The organism is bacterium (genome assembly GCA_030018315.1).
Taxonomy (GTDB): Bacteria; Hydrothermota; UBA3073; order JACQXS01; family JAGMCI01; genus JASEGA01.
The window spans coordinates 162908-183656 of sequence record JASEGA010000001.1; the positions used below are offsets into that span (position 1 = coordinate 162908).

Annotated in this window: 23 protein-coding genes and 1 pseudogene; all 24 read right to left on the reverse strand. The window is 35.6% G+C overall.

Going from position 1 to position 20749, the window contains the following annotated elements; genetic code table 11:
• Nucleotides 1-58 precede the first annotated feature (58 nt).
• Nucleotides 59-388, reverse strand: coding sequence for a class I SAM-dependent methyltransferase (locus tag QMD71_00925; protein ID MDI6839412.1), 330 nt, complete (start codon nucleotides 386-388; stop codon nucleotides 59-61).
• A 62-nt stretch (nucleotides 389-450) separates the two neighbouring features.
• Nucleotides 451-612 carry a hypothetical protein gene (locus tag QMD71_00930; GenBank protein MDI6839413.1) on the reverse strand — a complete coding sequence of 54 codons (162 nt, stop codon included), beginning with the start codon at nucleotides 610-612 and terminating at the stop codon, nucleotides 451-453.
• Between the two features lie 110 nt (nucleotides 613-722).
• Nucleotides 723-1556 carry a glycosyltransferase family 2 protein gene (locus tag QMD71_00935; GenBank protein ID MDI6839414.1) on the reverse strand — a complete coding sequence of 278 codons (834 nt, stop codon included), beginning with the start codon at nucleotides 1554-1556 and terminating at the stop codon, nucleotides 723-725.
• Nucleotides 1557-1963: 407 nt separating this feature from the next.
• The gene (locus QMD71_00940; protein MDI6839415.1) at nucleotides 1964-2296 is read right to left on the reverse strand and encodes a methyltransferase domain-containing protein; all 333 of its coding nucleotides are present in this window, start codon (nucleotides 2294-2296) and stop codon (nucleotides 1964-1966) included.
• A gap of 17 nt (nucleotides 2297-2313) precedes the next feature.
• Nucleotides 2314-3435: a glycosyltransferase family 4 protein gene (locus QMD71_00945; protein MDI6839416.1), complete on the reverse strand. Its 1122-nt coding sequence runs from the start codon at nucleotides 3433-3435 to the stop codon at nucleotides 2314-2316.
• A 36-nt stretch (nucleotides 3436-3471) separates the two neighbouring features.
• Complete coding sequence (locus QMD71_00950) at nucleotides 3472-4197, reverse strand: class I SAM-dependent methyltransferase (GenBank protein MDI6839417.1); 726 nt, start codon at nucleotides 4195-4197, stop codon at nucleotides 3472-3474.
• A 59-nt stretch (nucleotides 4198-4256) separates the two neighbouring features.
• Nucleotides 4257-4631, reverse strand: coding sequence for a hypothetical protein (locus QMD71_00955; GenBank protein MDI6839418.1), 375 nt, complete (start codon nucleotides 4629-4631; stop codon nucleotides 4257-4259).
• An 18-nt stretch (nucleotides 4632-4649) separates the two neighbouring features.
• The gene (locus tag QMD71_00960; GenBank protein ID MDI6839419.1) at nucleotides 4650-5159 is read right to left on the reverse strand and encodes a class I SAM-dependent methyltransferase; all 510 of its coding nucleotides are present in this window, start codon (nucleotides 5157-5159) and stop codon (nucleotides 4650-4652) included.
• Nucleotides 5160-5161: 2 nt separating this feature from the next.
• Nucleotides 5162-6466 (reverse strand): flippase, encoded by a 1305-nt coding sequence (locus QMD71_00965; GenBank protein ID MDI6839420.1) that lies wholly within the window; start codon nucleotides 6464-6466, stop codon nucleotides 5162-5164.
• A 362-nt stretch (nucleotides 6467-6828) separates the two neighbouring features.
• Nucleotides 6829-7074 (reverse strand): hypothetical protein, encoded by a 246-nt coding sequence (locus tag QMD71_00970; GenBank protein MDI6839421.1) that lies wholly within the window; start codon nucleotides 7072-7074, stop codon nucleotides 6829-6831.
• A gap of 134 nt (nucleotides 7075-7208) precedes the next feature.
• On the reverse strand, nucleotides 7209-7460 hold the full coding sequence (locus tag QMD71_00975) for a nucleotidyltransferase domain-containing protein (GenBank protein MDI6839422.1): 252 nt from the start codon (nucleotides 7458-7460) through the stop codon (nucleotides 7209-7211).
• 239 nt (nucleotides 7461-7699) lie between these two features.
• Entirely contained in the window at nucleotides 7700-9061 is a 1362-nt protein-coding gene (locus QMD71_00980) for an O-antigen ligase family protein (protein ID MDI6839423.1), read from the reverse strand.
• Nucleotides 9062-9114: 53 nt separating this feature from the next.
• Nucleotides 9115-9489 (reverse strand): annotated as a pseudogene (locus QMD71_00985) (four helix bundle protein).
• 31 nt (nucleotides 9490-9520) lie between these two features.
• Nucleotides 9521-11416, reverse strand: coding sequence for a polysaccharide biosynthesis tyrosine autokinase (locus tag QMD71_00990; protein MDI6839424.1), 1896 nt, complete (start codon nucleotides 11414-11416; stop codon nucleotides 9521-9523).
• A gap of 121 nt (nucleotides 11417-11537) precedes the next feature.
• Nucleotides 11538-11765 carry a hypothetical protein gene (locus QMD71_00995; protein ID MDI6839425.1) on the reverse strand — a complete coding sequence of 76 codons (228 nt, stop codon included), beginning with the start codon at nucleotides 11763-11765 and terminating at the stop codon, nucleotides 11538-11540.
• Between the two features lie 107 nt (nucleotides 11766-11872).
• Nucleotides 11873-12268, reverse strand: coding sequence for a hypothetical protein (locus tag QMD71_01000; protein MDI6839426.1), 396 nt, complete (start codon nucleotides 12266-12268; stop codon nucleotides 11873-11875).
• Entirely contained in the window at nucleotides 12265-12480 is a 216-nt protein-coding gene (locus tag QMD71_01005) for a DUF5678 domain-containing protein (protein ID MDI6839427.1), read from the reverse strand. Before QMD71_01005 ends, QMD71_01000 begins: the two co-directional genes overlap by 4 nt.
• A 24-nt stretch (nucleotides 12481-12504) precedes the next feature.
• Nucleotides 12505-12915, reverse strand: a complete 411-nt coding sequence (locus tag QMD71_01010) for an aspartyl protease (protein MDI6839428.1) — start codon at nucleotides 12913-12915, stop codon at nucleotides 12505-12507.
• A 174-nt stretch (nucleotides 12916-13089) separates the two neighbouring features.
• Nucleotides 13090-14322 (reverse strand): nucleotidyltransferase family protein, encoded by a 1233-nt coding sequence (locus tag QMD71_01015; protein MDI6839429.1) that lies wholly within the window; start codon nucleotides 14320-14322, stop codon nucleotides 13090-13092.
• A 242-nt stretch (nucleotides 14323-14564) separates the two neighbouring features.
• Nucleotides 14565-15104 carry a signal peptidase I gene (locus QMD71_01020; GenBank protein ID MDI6839430.1) on the reverse strand — a complete coding sequence of 180 codons (540 nt, stop codon included), beginning with the start codon at nucleotides 15102-15104 and terminating at the stop codon, nucleotides 14565-14567.
• Nucleotides 15105-15291: 187 nt separating this feature from the next.
• A complete protein-coding gene (locus QMD71_01025; protein ID MDI6839431.1) occupies nucleotides 15292-16857 on the reverse strand; it encodes a UPF0489 family protein in 1566 nt (521 codons plus the stop codon).
• On the reverse strand, nucleotides 16847-18061 hold the full coding sequence (locus QMD71_01030; GenBank protein MDI6839432.1) for a hypothetical protein: 1215 nt from the start codon (nucleotides 18059-18061) through the stop codon (nucleotides 16847-16849). Before QMD71_01030 ends, QMD71_01025 begins: the two co-directional genes overlap by 11 nt.
• Nucleotides 18062-19126: a radical SAM protein gene (locus QMD71_01035; GenBank protein MDI6839433.1), complete on the reverse strand. Its 1065-nt coding sequence runs from the start codon at nucleotides 19124-19126 to the stop codon at nucleotides 18062-18064.
• Nucleotides 19127-19708: 582 nt separating this feature from the next.
• Nucleotides 19709-20644 (reverse strand): hypothetical protein, encoded by a 936-nt coding sequence (locus tag QMD71_01040; GenBank protein ID MDI6839434.1) that lies wholly within the window; start codon nucleotides 20642-20644, stop codon nucleotides 19709-19711.
• Between the last annotated feature and the right edge of the window lie 105 nt (nucleotides 20645-20749).

The window sequence follows — 20749 nt, forward strand, 5'->3', positions numbered from 1 at the left end:
AGGTAGTATCACGGCTTCTTCTTTATGGTCCACATAAGATTAGCACTTAATAACCCTTTCAATATAAGAAACTTATAAACTCTCGAATCTCATTAGGAGTAAATATCACTATAGTGCCCACTTCATTGGACACGCGTATCATCTCTTTAACTAAATTTTCTTTCTGCTTATCAGTGATATGTTCAATAAAATCTGCAGCTACTATTTTATCAAAGAGATTCTCTTTGAGAGGTAAAGTTGTTGTTGCATCAGCTAATATAAATCTTACCTTATCTTCCATGTTATAATATTTACATAAATACTTAGCTACTTCAATTGATTTCATTGAATAATCGATACCTAATGCTTGAGCACCAAGTCTTGCCGAGTGATAAGTAAATGTTCCAATACCTCAGCCTACATCTAATATTTTCTCATCCGATTTAGGATTCAAGGCATTCAAGATGATCTCTATTCTTCGCCATAGGGGGAAAAGCCTTGTGGCTGGCAATAATCACCTATTTGAAATTGAAATGATTGAAGTGGTATCCGTTCGTCGTAATCACAAGCAGTAATATTTTCACCTTTCGGGCTCATTTCCTGCCTTAAAAGTTTTACGAATTTTTTTATCATTATCAAAACCTCTCAAAGCTCGTTCCATTCACTTTTTCCAACTCTCTTACATCAACCTCAATTCTCATAATAATCTTCGAAAATTGGAAAAATCTAATCCCTTTTTATACTCAGCCGTTTTTAGTTTTACCAATCTCATCTTTTATTCGTTGCTCCTCTGTAGCTAATGTGCCATTTGAGGATGATTTTCTCTGTCTGTCCCAGAGAATAGCAAGAGGTGCGTAGTAACTTATAGCAGAATTCACGCACACAAGGAATCCAACAATCCCGTCCAGAAAACCTCTTTTTATAATATACTTATGAAGAAAAGCTAAAAATGGTTTAAGACAAAGGTACCATACCCAATTATAATGTGTAACCTTCACTCCCTTTGTTTGATACTCTTCAGCAGTGAGAGACGAATATCTAACCATTTTTGTGAAATAAGATGCAAAACTATCACCTCCATAGTGAATAAAATGATTCTTTAATACTCCAACCTTGCCATGGGGCCGGAAAACATCAAGCACTTTTAAAGATAAATCATAATGTCCCTTCTCTTTGTTAAAGAGTCTTAAATAGCGAGGGTCGTACCATGTACAATGCCTAATTTCACGCCCTAAAAATATAGTTAATCCTCTCATCAAATAGGCATCATATTTAGGGCCTTGCTTTAACACATTTTTTATCTCATCACAAATCTCAGATGGGAAATACATATCCGAATCTACAGAAAGCACCCATTTATAAGATGTCTTTTTTAAAATGAAATCTCGCTCCAGAGGAAAGGTTTCAAATTCTTTTTGATATATCTTATCCGTGTACTTGCGGCAAATTTCTACAGTCTTATCAGTGCTGTAGCCGTCTAAGACTACAATTTCATCTGCCCATTTCAAGCTCTCTAAACATTTCTCTATATTTCTTTCTTCATCTTTAGTTATTATTGCTACAGATAATTTCTCCATATTTACCTCCTCACGCACTTCAAAATTAATATCTCACCCATCAACAGCTCTCTAGAACTTAATATCTTACGCATAAAGTTATCTTTTACCTTAACCAATGTTACTATCTTAGACAAAAGAGCTAAAAACCATAATAGTAAGCGTAGAGGTAATTTCCGAGTAGATATGACATTCCTATTAGTAGTTATACTTTCAATCTCAAATCCTGCTCTTTTCAGAGCAAAATATATTTCAGGGAATCCCATAGGGTTGATGTGTAAAGTATAAAGATGGTTTTCACGGCTAAAAAAACCACCAAAATAATCATAATATCCAATTAGTAAATAGCGTAATCTTGAAAAAATACTTAGTATATTAGGAGTAGTAATAATCAATTTTCCATTAGGTTCAATAATTCTACCATATTCTTAAAATAACTGATAAACGTTCATTAAATGTTCGATACCTTCTACACATACAATATATGTAAAAAAAGAATCTGGGTAAGGTAATCTTTCATTTAAATCAAGTTTTTGAAATTTTATATCTTTCGGTTCAAATACTTTCTCCTCTATATCTCCAGCCCAAACTTCAAATCCCATTTCTCTTAAATGAAAAGATAGCTTTCCCCTCCCTGCTGGAGCATCTAAAACTCGTCCTCCCCGCCTGCAAGATGTCGGGCAGGTCTTCTCTTGAGCTATCATTTTTAAAACTTTATGATGCAACCCCGGTGCTGTACCCATATCTTCAATCTTATCCATTGCCTCCATAATATACTCTATTTATGTGCCAATACTTCTCTATATAATTTTTCTATTTCTTTAATTTGCATCTCTACACTAAACTTTTCTATAACTTTTTCTCTTGCTTTTTTTCCAATTTTATTTCTTAGATTTTGGTTTTGTAATAACTCAATTATAGTTTTAGCAATACTTACAGCATCTGGCTCTAAAAGGAAGCCATCCACCTTATCTTCTATTATCTCCTTTGGGCCACCCATATTTGTAGCTATAACGGGTTTGGCACAAGCCATTGCTTCTATAATTGTCCTACCAAATGCCTCTGGCTCAATTGAGGTATTCACTATTACATTGCACAAATTCATAAGCTCTGGTATATCCTTTCTAAAACCTGTAAATATCATATCCTCTTTTAGCTCATGTATTTCTGTATACTCAAAAAGCTGCTTTTTATAACTTTCTTCCCCTTCCCCTACAACTAAAAATATTACATCTTTATGGAGGTTGTAAACAAGGGGTATCCCCTTGTTTAAACTACCTTTTACAATTCTTGCAGTATCTATAAAAAGCCTATGCCCCTTCCAGGGGTCAAGTCTTGAAAATATACCTACAACCTTCTTTGTCTTTTCAATATTAAATTCATTGTAAAGATACTCTATATCCAACCCTGATTTAAAAACCTCAGTATCTACTGCATTGTAAATTTGCCTAATTTTATCCACTTTTACATACGAAAATTTCTCCTTAACAGCTTCGGATATTGCAATAATTCTGGTTGAAAGCTTTGCAATCACTCTATCACGCCAGCCAGCAGATTCTACAGCCCTTACATGCCAAATAAAGGGGATGCATAAAAGTTTAGAAACTAATGCTGTATAAAAAGCATATCTTGTAGTCGCTGAATTGCAATGTATAATTTCAGGATTAAGCTTTCTTATTTCAGATAATAATTTTAGGGGTCTAACAATTTTATAACAGATATTTTTATTAGTTAATTGTTTTGTAAACTCACACTTATTTGGAATAAATACAATTGGTCGAAAGTAGGGGCTTGATTTATCAAGCCCTTGCAATATTAGCAATAGACTCTGCTGCCCACCTCCTGGTGGCTCAATTGGCGTGTCAACATATAAGATTTTCTTTTTACCAGAAACTCTCATTTTTCAAGCATTTCTGATATATTTTATAATATGCTATTATTGTCCCTTTAAAGCCAGTACTCCTATAGCTGCTCCTGAAACTAGGCGAGCTTTAAAAAATATATTCTTAATGAACTCTTTTGTTTTATCAGGAATCCAGCTCAAAGCCCCATCTAAATCAAATGCTCGCGACGACACGTATATCTTCATTTTTACTATCTTTAGACTACAAATTTGACACAGCTTTTTTACTTTCTCTTCGTCAAATGATTGAATATGCCCATCCTTATAGAACATTTTGAGACAGTGAGGGCATAGAGTTTGTTGCAAGGTCTCTTTGTAAGGAGTTGCGAATAATACATATCTACTTGAAACCCTTCGTAGTTCATACAATGCCTTTAAAGGAACGTCCAAATGTTCCAATACCTCAACAGCACTTACTATATCAAAGAAGTTTGACTTGAATGGCAAGTTAGTTATTTCAGCTACGACAAACTTACACCCCTTGAACTTTTTCTTTGCAAAATGTAGCCGATTCAAGGATAAATCCTCACCTACAACAGTCTTTGCAATACCTTTCTGTAAAAAAGTATTACATAAATAGCCATCACCACACCCTACATCTAATATGCTTCCTATCTTCTTCCTCGGCAATAAAGAAAATACAAGCTGTACACGCTTTTCCTCTGAAGGGTCTTCCTGAGGAATGAACCGTTTAAATTCACTCTCTTTATCATAGAAATTTTTCCAGTTTATTTTATCTTTCAAGCAGATGCTTACCATTATAGTTTGGAATAACTATACTTATACCTCTCACTACTCCTTCTTTGAATAAATAGTTATTATATCGCCACTTCTAAAATAAGAAGAGAAAATATTATACAAAACCAATTAAAAAGACTACGCACAATTCCCCTGTACCATCTTTTCCCAAGAATTCTGATATCTTCTACCTCTCTATTTTGGTTAAATTTATCAAGCCCTAATATTCGGAGAAGACTTATTTTAAAACTTGCAAAGTTTGAATAAAAATTATCTCTGTACGATTTTTTAATGACTTTAAAGCCAGCTTTTCTAAGCATCTCTGAGAGAGTAGACTCAGTAAATTGATAAAGATGGCGTAGAGCATCAAGTGCATACCACTCTTCTTTCCATATTCTTCTCCCAAGAGTGCTAAAGTTTGGTATCTCAATCACTAAAAGCCCATTGCTCTCCATACTCTTATTTACTTTATACTACAGCAACTTTTGCGGGTCATAAATGTGCTCTAAAACATGCCATAGTATCACTACATTAAAGAACTTGGACTCCAATTTTATCTCTTCTATATCACCGTGTATCACATTCTTAAGTCCCAGTGTTTTAGCATAGTTGCAAGCATATTCTGACATTTCAACTCCATAAGGCTCAAATCCTGCCTCCATCATTTTTAACAAAAACTCACCTCGCTGTGAACCAATGTCAAGAATTTTGCCACATTTTATATATTTTTTTGTCATTTTTACTCTCTTAGGTTTTAGGAAGGGATAAGGTTCATTTAACTTTTTCTTTCCTTTGCCATAATATTCATCTGGATAATATTTTAGAATTTCATCTTTTTCTGGTCTTGGATTTAGAAACACGAGCCCACATTTTTTATATCTCACAATATTAAACTCCTCATTAGTAGGGAAAACCCAATCCTTGCCATAGAAAAGGAGCTCTGTATCTTTACCTTCACAAAGATTACAGTTTACTTCTTCCATTTCTATCTTTTAAAGATTTCTTTTTTCAAGAATAATAAATCAGATTTTGACACTACTCCAATTATTTTTATTGGCTCTATCCCAATCCTTTTTTTAATGAAATAAAAAAGTAATATAAGGCCTGCAATCTCTGTAATTATTGTAGCACTTGCTGCTCCTTCCATACCAAATTTAGGGATGAGAAAATAGTTAAGTATTATATTAACTGCAATATTCCCTCCAGCAATCCACATTGGTATACGCTGAAGGGCTGCACTCTGAAGTACACTCCTTGAAAGTGTTGAGAGAAATATAAAAGGCAGTGTCCAGATGACTATTTGGAGTACTCTAATAGAAGATAAATATTCTTTCCCATATAGTATTGGTATTATTTTATAAGCAAAAATAGTAATAATTATGGAAAGTAGGATTGCAATTGTAACAAGAATTTTTGCCACTTTCTCAAAATAAAGGCAAAACTCCTCTCTTTCATTTAAAAAGGTCCTTGAGAATACTGGATATATTGAACTTATGAAAGAACCCGGAATTGGCAAAAATACAAAGATAAACATTGTAGCAACTGAATAAAGACCTACAAAACTCGCTCCCTTCATACTTTGGAGCATCACGATATCAATGTAAAGATACAGCGTTACAAAAAGAAAATCAACCATAAATGGCCAGCTCTCTTTTAGTAGAAATTTACTTAATTGAAGGGTAAACTTTATCCTATTTTTTATAAATATTTTATTACAGATTAATATGTTTATCCCTAATATAAATAGAGCTGTAATTGGTCTAACAGTAGAAATACCAATGAGCCTATAGCCTATAAAGAGAAATGAAAGAATGAGTGCAAAACTCAAAATCCTTTCTATAGCTTGAACGATTGCTGTAATATCGAGCCTCTCAAAAGCTGGATATATACAACCATAAGAAGAACTGACATTTTCTATTATCATAGCCAGTCCAAAGAGGTAAATGATTATCTTCGTATCCACTGGTAATGAAATAAAAGAAGTAATGGCAAAAGCAACCCCAAACATAACGACAGAAGCCACTACCCTCAATAAAAGAGTAGTTCCAACATATACTTCTCTATCTTCCTTCTTCTTTGCCACTTCTCTTATCATAAGCAGACTCAACCCTAAACCAGCAACCGGGCTAAAGAAGCCAATAAATGCGAGACCAAAATTGTATTTACCATAATCTGTGGCTCCAAGATATCTTGCCACAAATATACCAAGCACAAAAGATAAGGCTTTAATTACAGCCTGTGAACTAAGCAGAGAGAGTGTATTTCTAATAAACCTCGTTTCTGTATCCATTATAATACAAAATTAAAATGTAAAAATCAAATATCAAAATTATCCCAATGGAATCGAGACAAAATTATTCCCTCTGCTCATGGGATTGCACACTTCATTTTTGGATAGCTAAACTCTTAACACTAAACTACCTTTTGAGATAATGCACCGCCCCTTTGCTTGTAACCTTACATTAACCTTGTCTATTCTCTTTCTAAGAATTTTACTAAATGCTTCGCAAATTCCCTGATGATTTTAGGGTCATTTTTAAGGTGGTTGAAGACTTTTTGTAAATCAATCTGAAAATATTCATGCACAAGTATGTTACGAAATCCTACCAAATCTTTCATCTTATCGGATAACTTGTTGGTAATAATCTTATTCTAAGCAAGTGTATCAAATAGCCCTACATATTCATCAGGGTGCCCGAAATTCTTCAGTGTAATAAGCCTCATAGTAGCATCCATACACGCCTGTATCCCCTGTTGCAATTGTCTTTCAACAATAGATTGGATTTCCCAACTATTTTTGTATTTCTTAAAGATAATAGATTGATACCCATTTAAGCGGGTACAAGTTTGCTCCATTATGTCAAGAGAGGTCTTTAATTTTTCATTTTGAATATCCAAAAGTCCCCTCTTTTATTCTCTTCACCATCTCTTTCCAAAAGTATTCTCGCATAGGCTTTGTGTCAAAATATTTAAGTTCTGCTTTAAATTCAAAATCAAGTCTTCTTTCTCTATCTCTTTCAAATATAACATTTCTACATTTTATAACTTCTTATAACTTCGTGAACAAAAACTGGTGGTGCATCATTAAGAATAGAGAGGTCAATCTTGCCAAATGATTTGCCTACAAATTCATTAAGTTCTATTTCCATCTTTATTTTTGCCTCCAATGTATCAGAATAAGGATTTTTATCATCAAGTAAAATTCCAACATCTACATCTGGGATGCGTTTTGCCCCATATGAACTACCTGCTAATGAGCCAAAAGATAGACTGCAATAACCCATTTCTTATTCTCTACATGCTCTCGAATTTTGTCTTTAATTGTATTCAGATTTTTAAATCTACCCATTTTTAAACGCATATGAAAATAATATACTTTTAAAATCCAAATAGTCAAGTCTTTTTCTACTCCACTCAAGTAATATAAAACTGTAAATTAAAGTTAAAACCTTCGCCTACAGTTACACCATAGTCCTATGTAGCCGAGCCCTTTAGGACTCGCATCTACAACTTGTAACTCTTTTTATTGGGAAACCAATGTAGATTCTTCAGATTCAAGTGTTGGCATCACCATTATCATTGCTGCCAAAAACCAGAAAGGCTCCATTATTCTTATTATCATAAAAGAGTTAGCAGTTATTGCATGTACAACTACACCTGAAAATGCACCAAGCCCACCAAGAGCTACACCTTTATATAGACCCGGTGGTGTCTTATTATATACAACACGAAAATTATTAAAAATGGATACAAGTAGAAAAATGAAAGCTAAAAAACCAACTGCACCAAGTTCAATAAAATTCCTTACCCATTGCCCATCAAGAAACCCGTAACCAACTAACCCTGTCCCAAATATAGGATGTTTGACATATATCGTCCGGATAGCTTCACGCCAGCTTGATAGCCGAGCACCTGCAGAACTCTCTACTGCCACACCAAAGATACGCTCAGCTTGTCTTCTTTCTGGCTCAGGTACATTAAAAGTATATTTTATTCTACCAATTACAACAACGGGTCTTATTAAAAAGAAAACCAATACTAACGCAAGGACTCCAATTATAAGTCCTTTCTTCTCACTAAAGAAGAGTATGGTCAGATACACAAATGGAAATGCCATATAAGAGGCTCTGGATTGAGTGTAAGCTAAACAGAGAGAAGAGATAGCTAATAATACAAATAGAGAGACCTTTGTTCTAATAGAAGGCTGATGTAACAAAATACCTGTTGCAAGTGCCATCATTATCAGAAGGTAGCCACCAAGAGTATTTGGCTCACCTGCCCCCTCAAATGGGGCTGTTATTCTTTCCATTTTCCCTATTAGGGAAGCAGCATATATGCAAGTTATACCACAAGTTATGAGCAAAAATACAAGGTAAAGTTTTATATGCTTCTCATTTCGTATAAGGTTAACTGCCATAAAATATACAAGAAAATACTCAAGATATTTCATAATATAGAATGAGCCAGATACTAATCTCACATTACCTCTTAACATGCCAAGAGTCGTAAATAACACACAGCAACCTGCATATATTGCAATTGGTTTGTTTAATGGAGTATGCCTAAAAATACCTAATTCCTTATGAACTGCTATACGAGCAAGCCAGGAGAAAAAGATTATCCCCACTATTACATCATCTACTCGAATAGATAACTCCCTTTCAGGAAGCTTAGCTAAAGTCAATTCAGGTGAAAGTAGCATTGAAAGAATTAAGACAACAAGACCTGCATTTGGGTTTATAAAAGTGATAAATGCTACAGCTATCCCTAAGAAGACCACTGCTATAGGTATCTTTGCTGGTAAGAGTGGTATAATTCTACCCATAAATACTGTTAAAAGAATTACTACAAAAAGCAGTATTACAGTATTCCTATCTATCCTCATAATAAATAAAAATGTAAAATGAAAAATTCAAAAATACAGTCCAAAATTCAAAATTATCTTTTACCTTTCAAAGTCGATATACTTGCCCCAAGAATATTAGAAAGCTCCTTTGCTTCTTCCAATAATGGGGCCACCGATTCTGCACTTGTTTTTCCAGAATCTATTAAAAGACTAAGCCAAAATTTACTCTCATTAGCTGACTTTAATGAGTAATTTAAGAAATTAGCAAAATCTTTTTTAGAACTTGAAGCCTAAGTCTCTATAATATTTGCCCCAATACTTGTCGCGCTTCTAAGCAATTGCTTCCCAATCATCTCACAAGGATAGCTGTTCTTGGGTAATTTTTCAATAAATTGAATAATGCCCAAGGCATACCGATAAGTACGGTCTTTTATATCAATTTTTAATTTTGACTTGTGATTTTGCATTTTACTTTTTTAATTTTTAACTTCCAAAGATTTAAACTTTGGTTCGTTTTTTAAAAAATTTACGCACTCTCGGCTTCTCTTCAGTATATTTATACCTGTAATACTTACTATAATAGTAGCCAGTATCAGGCTCCAACTCATATGCCTTAATATTATTCAAAACTATTCCTATTATATCTGTTTTAGTATGCTCTAACGCTATTTTAGCCCTGTATAGTGCTCTCCTTGCTACCTTACCTGCTTGATGTACTAAAATAGCACTCTCTATCTTTGAGCCTAAAACAGCTGCATCAGGTAATGGAAGAATGGGGGGACAGTCAAAAATGACTATATCAAATGCTTTCTTAACTTTATCTACAAAATCTGTAAAGGCACGTGAGTTTAATACACCGATTAGATTAGGAGGTAGGTAACCAGAGCTTATGAAAGTTAAATTCTCAATCCCAGGTGTCTTGGTCACACCCTCCATCCCCATTTTACCCAATACAAAATCAACTGCCCCCTTTTTAACATCCTCAAATTTTAACTTCCTTAATAGTAAATCTGTTAAACCTGGCTCTTTTGATACCCCAAACAATCTATGTAGTCTAGGCCGCCTGAGGTCAGATTCTACAAGTAGTGTCTTTTTACCAGCCTGTGCCATAGCAACAGCACAATTGATTGCACTTAGAGTCTTACCCTCCTCGTGGATAGTACTTGTAAATAAAATGGTATGTATATTTTTGTCCATAAGCGCAAAATCAATATTCGTCTGTAATATACGGTAACTCTCTGCCACAGACGATTTAGGTGAATAATGAGTAATTAACTGCTTTTCCAAAGCAAACTCCGTCTCACCTGTTGTTTTATCAAACTTAATTTGCGGAATTATCCCTAATACAGGTAACTTCAAATAATCCTCTACATCTTCTATCCTTCCAATAGAGGTATCAATATTTTCTGCCACAAATGCAAAGACAAACCCTATAAATAAGCCCATTAATGCACCAATCACAATATTTATCGTCTTACGTGGATTAATTGGTGATACCGGTACCACAGCCGGATTAATGATAGTTACAGGCTCAGTCTTTTCCGCCTCTGCTATAAGTGCTTCTCTATATTTTGTGTTGAGTAAAGAATACATATCTGCTGATAGTGTAACCTCACGAGCAAGACGCTCACGTTCTATTTCACTTGATTCCCAAATTTTAGCCTCTTGTTTTAAAGAGTCTACTTGTGCTTTCAACTGCTGTACCTTTGGATACCAATCTGTATAAGTTTGACGTAGTTGATAAAGGGTAAACTCAAGGTCTGCAACTTTATCTTTGCTACCAGGCAAATACACCTGACCCTCACTCATCCTGTTTTTAACAAATATTCTAAGAGCATCTTCAGCAGTCCTAAGCTTAGATCCAATAATATCAATTTGAGACTCAATGAATTCCCTTGCCTCCTTTACCTGCCGCCTCTTCTCTTCTGTCCGTTTACCCTTATACGCATAGGCTACAGCATTAACTATCTGTGTAGCTACTTCAGGGTCAGAGGATAAAGCTTTTATTTCAATAATATTAGTAGACTTAACCTGCTCCGCTGACACAGCACCTTGCAGACGAGCAACAGCATGCTCAACCTCTAAAGGAGTACTCTCAGCCTTGATAAGTCCTAACCGCCGCGCTGCCTCCTCCATCACGATATGGCTCTTAATCATTTGGACCTCTGAAGCCATCACATCAGCCGGATTATATGCAATCAGGGCAGTGAGTAGTTCCTGTGATGTAGCACTCTCTATCACTTTTACTCTTGTCACCGCTTCATATACAGGATTCTGTCTCCTGGTATAGACTGAACTAACTACAGTAACTACAACAAATGTCAATATAACAATCTTGAAGCGACGACGAAAAATTCGTAGATAATCGTAAAAATTAAAGCCACCCTTATCCATTATTCACCTCCTTAATTCATCTTTAATTAACTTCATAACCCAACTTCTACACTGGCTTCATAACCTTTACTTTTTTATCCATTGTTCTTCTTTATTTGATTTTTGCAATTTAATTTTCCATCTAACTTGACGATATTTTACCTTCCATTCTTTCTAATATTTTGCTATGTTCCAATACCATTTGGGCAATCTCTTTAACCATTTGGGCAATCTCTTTAACCATTTGGGCAATCTCTTTTTGACCAGTCAATATTTGCATCTGCATCTTACCATTACTTCTCCATATATAGGCAAGGATTATCCCTAAGAAGGCTACGCCTACCCCCATTAACCCTATTGCTATCCCCATACTACCTCCATTACAAACTCAATCACACTCCTATTCTTAACAAACACCAACTTTTTGCTTCTATCTTTTCTATCGTCTGTTTTCTGTATAATCTATAGTTTCATTTCCTATCTGCTTTTGAAGTGGAACTCAACAACTTTTTCAGGCTCATCAAAGCATACTCTAAACCTATCAAAAATATCAAGCCTACCGATAATGTTAAAACCAATCCCGAGATGCCTTGAAAATCCTATAGTGGCATCAAATTCTTGGTCTGCAATCCTGACAATAACTTTATGCAAATATACAATTATTTGCGAGCCATCACCAACAATGATATAAACCTTTCTTCCTTTTTGGAGTTCTAAATTTAAAACCTCCGTTATACTTGAATGAAATATTGAATAGCTCGCTCCAGAGTCCACATAAGCTTTAAGTTCTACCCACTCCTCTCCAGCTTTGAATTTGATAGGGACTATGGGGACCAACTTATCCCTGAATTGAATATACGGAAATTTTATCATACTAATAGTAGTAAAGTTACCAACTCTTCATCGGTAGGGAGATATGCTATAGAGACCTCTTTTTCAGGATATTTTTCTTTTGCTCGTTTGAAAACTTCCAGTTCGGAGTCCCCCATCGCTGCTATCTCATTATTTACCAGAGCTAAATATTTGCCAGGATATTTTTCCGATAATTCTTGTGAATGCTTTAGTAAAAATTCATGTGCTTCCATCCTTTTCACTTCCTTTTTACAAAATCAATGCCAAAATCTGAAACCCCGACAAGTCAGGGAATTCATTAACAAGAACAACTCTATCGGCTTCAATTCACCTGTCTTTGTATCTACTGTTGAAGCCATGCCTTCAAGGGCAAGAAGGCCTAACAGCTCAGTATCGTTTTTTTCGCCAAAGATTACATCAGAAACACCTTCACCTTTACCATTAATCATAAAACAAGCATCTCCCCAATCTCTTTCAATAATTTCGCCATTGGCAAGTCTAAGTTTCTTTTTGTGGATTGGTGATACCCCCAATCTTTTGAGTCTTTCTTTTTTTATAACAGAAAAAGCTGCCCCAGTATCAATTATCAAATCCAATTCTTCATATTTAGAGACATCAAGTGGATTAGCAATTTTGACTTTTGTCTTCAATTGTAAATTTGCTTTCATTCTCAAAATATTATATCAAAAATTATAAATTAAGTCAAGAGATTTCTCTATCTTGGCTAATATTTTGCTTTAGCTATCTTAAAGCACTGTTTTTTTCAATATTAACTGCCCAAACTATTTCAGTTTTTCCATGTAAAGTCCTCAGTTAACTCATTATCTTGACAGCCGCTGTAGTCATCGCTGGATTTTAGCAATGGAGTGAAAAACAGCCAGACTCTGATTAAGACGACATTTAAGATGAAATTCGAGTCTATTTCTTTGAGAAGGATACCGTAAAGCCAGGACTGCTGAAGGCGGAAAGAAGCTCTGCCAGACGAATCTTATTTTCTGTAAATTACCTTGACACATAGCTAAATGTAGGAAATAAGAAAGCCCAGTAAAATTGCCCCTTCCTGTCATTCTGAGCCCTTCGCTCTCTGTCATTCTGAACGAAGTGAAGAATCCCCTTCTGCTCAGGGTAAACTCCGCGAAGAATCTCCTCTCCCAATAGCTAAGCTTTTTTGGTCTTAACTCATCCAGCACATCGCCTGGAATGTTATCCAGTCCTATAAGTTTTGAAGTTAGATATAAAGAATAATAAAGTGGACGGTCAAGATTAAACCGGCGTGCTTCATTAATTAGAAGCTCCCAATTCAACTCTTTTTCATATGTCTTGATAGTTTTAGCAATATCATAAAGAAAAATCAATTTGTTAAATGAATGGGCTGGCTTTCCTGCATGCTCAGAGAGATGAATTAGTAAATGGTGGGGAGCAAGGCTTAGAGTACCAACTCCATAAACTTTGACACTAATAGCTTCATTCCAAATCTTTTCCATATCAATCTTGGATGCATACATAAAAGCAGGAAGAGTAGAGTTTACTAAATGCCAGTGAAAGTGGACTGAAACAGTGTCTTTATGATATTCTATACTATTAAAACAATCAACAGTAGAACGTTGGAGACAACTTCTGTAATCCTCGTTAGTTGAGTAGCCAAAAGCTCTCATCTTTTCATCTATTTGTGGTAACTTTTCTTTCTTCACAAGCAGGTCAACATCAGACATCGGTCTTAGGGCTAAATTTTTATACACAAGCTCAGCTAATGCTATACCCTTTAAAAGGATAACTTTGATGTTATTTTTATTGAGCATCTTTAAAACTTGCTCCAATTCCTTATACATTAGAATATTGCGTGTAAGGTTACCATAATATTCTTGCTCTAATTCTTTAAGTACTCTCTTAGGAATGTAGCTCCCATTAGTTTCTTTCAGATAGTGATAAAATATGCAAGAAATTCCATTAGCCTTTGCCTTATCAAGAACAATAGCCCAGTCCAAATCATCATCCAAAAATCTATTTATTTCAGTTTTTTCACCCAAATCAGCCCGAGTTACTGCCACTATTAACTTATTTTCTTTTGTAACCATTTAGCCACCTAAATTAAATTTTTCGTAATAGTTTAGTTTTTCTATCCCGATTTATCGGGACTCTAAAATATTAGTACACAGATAAAAAAGTTAAAAAAATCTTGTGTAAATCTCGTGCTAATCTGTGGTTACTTTTTTCATTTCTTAGCTTCTCTTTCAATCCCTGTTAATTTTATTTAATCAGTGTAAATCTGTATGCTATTTTTATACTTAATCTGTGCTAATCTGCGTATATCTGCGGTTTATTTTATATCTCTGTATTCTCTGTAGTTTATACATATTTTTACCTTATGCCAAACTCTACGCAAAAATAAAGGAAATTGAAATACCGCCTCTTGTCCTAAAGCTAAATAATATGATAGATAAGCAATTAAATAGCCAAGAATGCAGTTAAACTTAGTCTCAAGGTTAATTGACTTACCATTCCTCTCTATTGCTATTACTTTGCCATAGACATCCTCTGCATAAACTGGTGGGTCACCATACTGACTTGCATCACCTTTGGTGAGCAGATTTTCTTTTCCATTACGGTCTACTCTTTTCCTAATTACACGGTGTACAGTAAAATCACCTTTTAAGTCTCTATTATAGACGACAATATCTCCAACCTTTGTATCCTCAAATTTTATTGGCTTAACAGTAACAATATCACTTCTCCTTATAAAAGGATGCATACATCTCCCCTTGATATTCATCCGGACTGGCAGTCCCTTACTCAATTGCTCAACAAATATTTCCCTAATTTTACTAAGCCTGCCAGAACTTAAATCCAGACTATCCATCTTAATCGTTACCTTTTCTTTACTCGTTTTGTAATAGTTTAGTTTTTCTAAAATGTCATTGCGAGCCCTGAACTCGTTTCACTCCTCGCAATGACAACTCTTACCCTTTCTTTTAGAAATACTTACCTAGTTACCTCGCCTTTTGCTAATTCCATAAAATACAGAACACAGGCACTTTAATCTATAATTATCCTTTCCTCAAATGCAAAGTAAAATACAGAGTTTGCCTAAGTTGAAAGATGAGTATTTTCGGCAATAGATTAATTACTCTTTTAAATGCTTCTATTACATTATAAAATGTCCCATTGTGTAGAGTGAGAGTTAAAAGTCTTACAACGACTGCGAGTCTATCGGACCAACCTGTCTGAATAGCCCGGTTATACTCCTGAATAGCAAGAGTTTCATCTTCTATCTTTGAGTAAATGAAGCCAAGCCAGTAATGGGCTACCGAGTTGAGCGAATCTAACTCAACACATTTCTTAAACTCTTTTTTTGCTTCATCCCATTTACCTTGTCTTATATAAACATACCCAATACCATAATGAGCGCTAAAGTCATCTCCAGATAGTTTAATTGCCCTTTCATATTCAACTATTGCTTTATCCCACATTTTGTTTTTACTAAATATGCTTCCTAATCCACAATGAGCATTTGCATCCTCTGGGTCTAATTTTAGTATTTTATTATATTCATTTTTGGCTTGCCCCAATTTTCCATTCCGCTCATATAACCTTCCAAGATTGTTATATGCTGTTCTATAGGTAGGGTCAATCTTAATCGCTTTCTTATAAAAGAGTGAAGCCTTGTCAATTAACCCTTTTTCCAGATATAAGGAAGATAAGTTATAGCAACCTGAGGCATCGTCAGGTTTTAACTTAAGTAAGTTTTCATACTCATAAATAGCATCGTCGATTCTTCCCTCCAACCTATGAATGTCTGCTTGTTTTCTATGATGCGTTATCTTTCTAAAATCTCCTTCTAATTGTGTATTCTTAAGAATCTCCTTAAGTTCGTCTCCCAAATATTTATACCTGAGTGGTGTAAAACCGCCCTCTACAGAATAAGCAATAGTCACAAGATTCGTCCTTATCTCTTTTCTTTTAAGATATTCTACTAATTCTTCTGGGAAGAACCATGGTCTCCTCTCTTTAATAAGGTCGTTATTGGACAAAATTGATTCTAATACAAAGAAGTCAGTGTCTATATCAAGAAGCACTTCTTCTTGAATTCTGGGTAAATCGGGTAATCTACAGGCAGTGAATTTTTTGCCATAAATTCTGGTTGTAATGCAGTTATCCTTAATCTCTACGGGTTCTGACCCTTTAGGATTTTTTTTCATAAGACGCTTGATAATATTTTTAATCATTTTATTTTCTCTTTTTGTAATTTTTTGCTTTGAGTCACCCGGAATAACCCAATAAACCTCTCTTACAATTCCATCTCTTAACGCTGGATAAAGATAATTACCTATATTTACTAAGCTTTCTCTTTTCTTCCCAAACTGCTCCCATAAGATGCTCATTTCTAACATACGCTTAACTTCATTAACACTCTTTGCCTCTTCTAAAATCTGGTACGGGTCTTTTATATCTATCCATGCAAAATCTATATGGGCATCTATATGCAGTAATATCTTATCCCTTTTCCCCATTCTTTGCCAAGTAAAATAGGCTTCATTGTGGTCTTCCATCATGACGACATCCTTTATTGGCTCAACTCCTACTAATTTGCCTTGTGATTGACTAATTGGCATCTTTAATATCTTCAAGAAAACAGATATGCTCTCTTATCTTTTCTAAATCTCTAAGGAAAGTTATCCTTTCCTCAGTAGTTTCTAAATTTAGCTGTTTTATTATATGGAGAAGGGAAAGTAGCTTACTTCTGTTTTCGGAAATTTTTTGAACAAACGAACTCAACTGCTCGGTAGGCGGAGCCGGAACTTTTTTAGAAATTAAAGGAGTATCCAAGAAATGAGATAAGAAGTAAAAGAGCGGATAAAATGTTGAGTATAAATTCATGACAGTAACTATCTCTATTTTTACTGGGTGTACCTTTTTATAAACGAGTAGATAAATATATAGAGAAAGTAATCTTCTTGGTAAGCTGTTAAGTGATAGCTTATAATTAAAAGAAAAGTTATCAGTCTGTATATAAGGGGCAATCCGCAGATAAGGGGTTAAAGCCACAAGTAGGCGGGTTACCTTATTATCTTCATAGGTGGTCAAGCCATCTAAATTCAAGAATTCAGCCCATATTTTTAGCATCTCCGTAAGACTTTTTCTCTCTCTGTGTAGCATAGACTCTGAGATGTGTCTCTTAAACTCCTTTGAGCCAAACTTACTAAAACTTTTGGTACAAGCAATTTGGAAAGCAGAAAAATCAAGATAATTTTTGTCATCCATATACTTTTGAGATTGGTCACGAATAAAAGCTTCCAGGTGTATATATTCACTCCAAGTTTTATCCTCATCTTTATCAGTTTTTTTAAAGTAATTTTTCCTCAGCCATTCTTCAATCAAATTTTCTATCTTATCATATTGAAATTGAATCCCTCTTCTCCTCTTATTTGGATTTGCTATCTTTATATTTGAACATGAATTGAAGTCAAGGTGGATAATAATATGTTTATTATCAACAAAAGTAGGATACAAAGGGTCCTGTCGGCACATCATTGGCTTATTTTTCTCACCATATTTCTTCTGAATAAGACATAAGCCATCCTTATCAAGGAACCAACATCCGCCACGACCCCTTGAGTATACGACTTTCCCATTTTCTTGAGATGAAATAAAATATCTCAAATATGGGTATCTTTTTAATAAAAAGTTGCTGTTTTCAGCATCCATTCCAATATTACCTGGTCGCCTACAACATTTTCCCCTATTATTACACTTTGTACAATCGTAAGAGAAGATATTATTAATAAATGGAGAGTAAATTTTCATGTCTTTAATCATTTAACCATACATAGCTATCTTCTTTTTGGCTCTGAGCTTAGCTAACTCCTTAAAATATGGGACACAGGCACTTAAATCGCCCATCTCTGCCCACCCCTGCACAGGACACCAGCAACAATGACTCCAATATTTACAATCATTACACTTGTAATTCTTATTAGGCTTTGCTGATTTAACCCAATTTGTAAGTTCGTTCCATCCCTCTGCAAGACTACTCTTTCGTAGGTCATAACGAGGAAAATGGAAGTCTAAACAGAGGTTTAGCTCTCCATAGGGATTTATAGCCAAAGAGTTCCTGCCAGCGCTGCAATAAAAAAACTGGTCTTTACTAATGAAGGGCTTGCTCTCTTTTTGAACTCTCTCTTCTTCGGTATCCGCAGACGGGTAATTCTCCATCTCAAGGTCAACCCCTTCTTTTGGTGATAGACGATAAAGAAGCGGCCCGGGTGAACCATCAAAGTTGGGCATGATTATGTAGCTGTATCTAAAACGAATTCCCTGTGCTCCGGCGAGTTCTTTTACCCTGTCAAATTCCTTTAGGTTTGGGGTCATGACCACCATCTTCAAAATAATGGGGATATTCCTATTTTGAAGCAGTTTAATTCCTTGCAAACAGCGGTGGAAAGAACCAGGAACCCTGGTAATCTTTTCAAAGATTTCAGCGGTTACACCGTAAAATGATATTTCTACTTTGTTAATACCTATATCATGAAGATAATCCGCTACCTTGGGAGTAATGAGAGTTCCATTTGTGAGAATGGTGGTGTAAAAGCCTCTCTTCTTGGCATGTGCAAGGATTTCCAAGCAATCTTGCCTGGCAAAAAGCTCACCTCCGGTAAGAGTCAGCATAATGCATCCTGCCTCAACTAATTGGTCTAATATAGAGCAGACCTCTTCTGTGGTGAGCTCCTCCTTTCCTGGCTCAGGCACTATGTTGCAGTGGCAACACTTGAGATTACAATTATAGGTAAGCTCAAATTGTGCCTCAAATGGAATATTCTTCTCGTAGGTCCGGTTGTAAAAGTCTTTCCAGAATGTCTCTTCTCCGATGCTCTTAATATCCATATAAAATCCGACAACTCTTGTTGTCAAGCATAAAAAAACCGAATCTGCTTAAAAAGACCACGTACAGAAGGCATAACTGACTCTGGGAGTGTCATGCTGAACCTTGGCCTGTCGCCAGGACAGGCTCATTTCATTACTTCACACTGTCATGCTGAACTCGTTTCAACATCTCTAAAAGTGTTGGGATTCCGAAACAAGTTCGGAATGACAGGAACGGCAAAAGCAATCGTCCTGACCCTTTTTCAGCAGACTCACACCGGTGTCACATAACCAAAAGAACTGAACTGTGTTAGGAGCTAGCCCCTGAGTCTCCTGCCCTATTGGACTGCCTACATCCTGTTGCTGTGCAGCCTTGCGTGCCAGAAGTCCTTGTGCCTGAGCTCGTCGAGCATGTTCCCAGCACTGCTTGCTCATGGTTTAACTTCACCATAACCACAGCTGGCTCTGTATATTTTTTCTTCTCCATCTTTTTCACCTCCTTTTTATTTCACAAAAAACTTTATCATCAACAGGGATTTTAAGAGATGGAAAGAGATTTTTCTTTTTCATTTTTATCTCTTAAATTCTCTTTCAATCCCTGTCTCATTTCCTCTTTCTTATAAACTCAACCACAGTTTTATCCTTTACAAACCCTAATTTTTTACAGTTTATTTTACTAATTAAGTCTTCGCAAACCTCTAATATAAGGTCCATCCTTTCTCTATCCCAGAATGGTAGGAATAGTAAAGGTAGTAAATCACGCATAGTTCCGCGCCCCAATATTTTATTGACTGGTGCGTGTTCAATAAAGAATATCCTTTTGAGTGGTACACTCTCTGATAATGCAGCCGCAGCCATACCAGGCCACGGAGTCCCATAGAGCAAGAATTTGTCCTTATATTTTTTTATAATGATGTGCTCATCGCTAAGGATATTCACTCTTTCTTCATTCTTATAGAATTCAGCCATAGTACTCTTCCCGGTGCCTGTCCCACCGAGTAGGGCGATTCCCCTCCCTCTATCATTGATTCCTAACCCATGGACCATTATTCCCTGCTTTTTAGCTAATAGATTTACTATAATAAGCTCCACAAGAGGCTGCATAAGCAAAGGAAGTAACCAAATTGCAGCCGAAGGCTTCAGCTTTCGTAGCGCTCTACGAACCCTAAAGGGTTCGGCTACAGAACTTGGCAGATGTAATCTCTCTAACTCAGGCTCAATATACACATCCCCGGAGCTAAAATCAGGCTCCATAAGACAGACTTTGCTCTTCTTATTAGTCATAGTATCGTAGATTTCAATAATGTATCTTGACTCATCACAGTAAAGTTTCCAGTATCCCTCTCTTTCTCCATCAAATAGCATCTTATCTTTTGAGTATTCTGGGAGATGGTCACAGTGGATTCTAAGATTGACATCGGCTTTGTCACTGGAGATAAAGTCCTGATAATACGGATGGGGCCAATCAATTATCTGTGCCCTCTGCCACTTAATTGATATACCAACTCCACCAATCTTAAATTTAAGTTCCTCGCTCATCTTGGTTCTGTAATTTGAAACCACAAGATGTCACCCTGAGCAAAACGAAGGGTCTATGAGATTCTTCGGCTTCGCCTCAGAATGACATTTCTGATGAAATCTTGT

What these genes read in the sequence shown, in the direction of transcription:
- QMD71_00930 (MDI6839413.1), bottom strand. Translation starts at nt 612, where the DNA reads ATGATAAAAAAATTCGTAAAACTTTTAAGGCAGGAAATGAGCCCGAAA.
- QMD71_00935 (MDI6839414.1), bottom strand. Translation starts at nt 1,556, where the DNA reads ATGGAGAAATTATCTGTAGCAATAATAACTAAAGATGAAGAAAGAAAT.
- QMD71_00940 (MDI6839415.1), bottom strand. Translation starts at nt 2,296, where the DNA reads ATGGATAAGATTGAAGATATGGGTACAGCACCGGGGTTGCATCATAAA.
- QMD71_00945 (MDI6839416.1), bottom strand. Translation starts at nt 3,435, where the DNA reads ATGAGAGTTTCTGGTAAAAAGAAAATCTTATATGTTGACACGCCAATT.
- QMD71_00950 (MDI6839417.1), bottom strand. Translation starts at nt 4,197, where the DNA reads ATGGTAAGCATCTGCTTGAAAGATAAAATAAACTGGAAAAATTTCTAT.
- QMD71_00955 (MDI6839418.1), bottom strand. Translation starts at nt 4,631, where the DNA reads ATGGAGAGCAATGGGCTTTTAGTGATTGAGATACCAAACTTTAGCACT.
- QMD71_00960 (MDI6839419.1), bottom strand. Translation starts at nt 5,159, where the DNA reads ATGGAAGAAGTAAACTGTAATCTTTGTGAAGGTAAAGATACAGAGCTC.
- QMD71_00965 (MDI6839420.1), bottom strand. Translation starts at nt 6,466, where the DNA reads ATGGATACAGAAACGAGGTTTATTAGAAATACACTCTCTCTGCTTAGT.
- QMD71_00975 (MDI6839422.1), bottom strand. Translation starts at nt 7,460, where the DNA reads ATGGGTTATTGCAGTCTATCTTTTGGCTCATTAGCAGGTAGTTCATAT.
- QMD71_00980 (MDI6839423.1), bottom strand. Translation starts at nt 9,061, where the DNA reads ATGAGGATAGATAGGAATACTGTAATACTGCTTTTTGTAGTAATTCTT.
- QMD71_00990 (MDI6839424.1), bottom strand. Translation starts at nt 11,416, where the DNA reads ATGGATAAGGGTGGCTTTAATTTTTACGATTATCTACGAATTTTTCGT.
- QMD71_00995 (MDI6839425.1), bottom strand. Translation starts at nt 11,765, where the DNA reads ATGGGGATAGCAATAGGGTTAATGGGGGTAGGCGTAGCCTTCTTAGGG.
- QMD71_01000 (MDI6839426.1), bottom strand. Translation starts at nt 12,268, where the DNA reads ATGATAAAATTTCCGTATATTCAATTCAGGGATAAGTTGGTCCCCATA.
- QMD71_01005 (MDI6839427.1), bottom strand. Translation starts at nt 12,480, where the DNA reads ATGGAAGCACATGAATTTTTACTAAAGCATTCACAAGAATTATCGGAA.
- QMD71_01010 (MDI6839428.1), bottom strand. Translation starts at nt 12,915, where the DNA reads ATGAAAGCAAATTTACAATTGAAGACAAAAGTCAAAATTGCTAATCCA.
- QMD71_01015 (MDI6839429.1), bottom strand. Translation starts at nt 14,322, where the DNA reads ATGGTTACAAAAGAAAATAAGTTAATAGTGGCAGTAACTCGGGCTGAT.
- QMD71_01020 (MDI6839430.1), bottom strand. Translation starts at nt 15,104, where the DNA reads ATGGATAGTCTGGATTTAAGTTCTGGCAGGCTTAGTAAAATTAGGGAA.
- QMD71_01025 (MDI6839431.1), bottom strand. Translation starts at nt 16,857, where the DNA reads ATGCCAATTAGTCAATCACAAGGCAAATTAGTAGGAGTTGAGCCAATA.
- QMD71_01030 (MDI6839432.1), bottom strand. Translation starts at nt 18,061, where the DNA reads ATGATTAAAGACATGAAAATTTACTCTCCATTTATTAATAATATCTTC.
- QMD71_01035 (MDI6839433.1), bottom strand. Translation starts at nt 19,126, where the DNA reads ATGGATATTAAGAGCATCGGAGAAGAGACATTCTGGAAAGACTTTTAC.
- QMD71_01040 (MDI6839434.1), bottom strand. Translation starts at nt 20,644, where the DNA reads ATGAGCGAGGAACTTAAATTTAAGATTGGTGGAGTTGGTATATCAATT.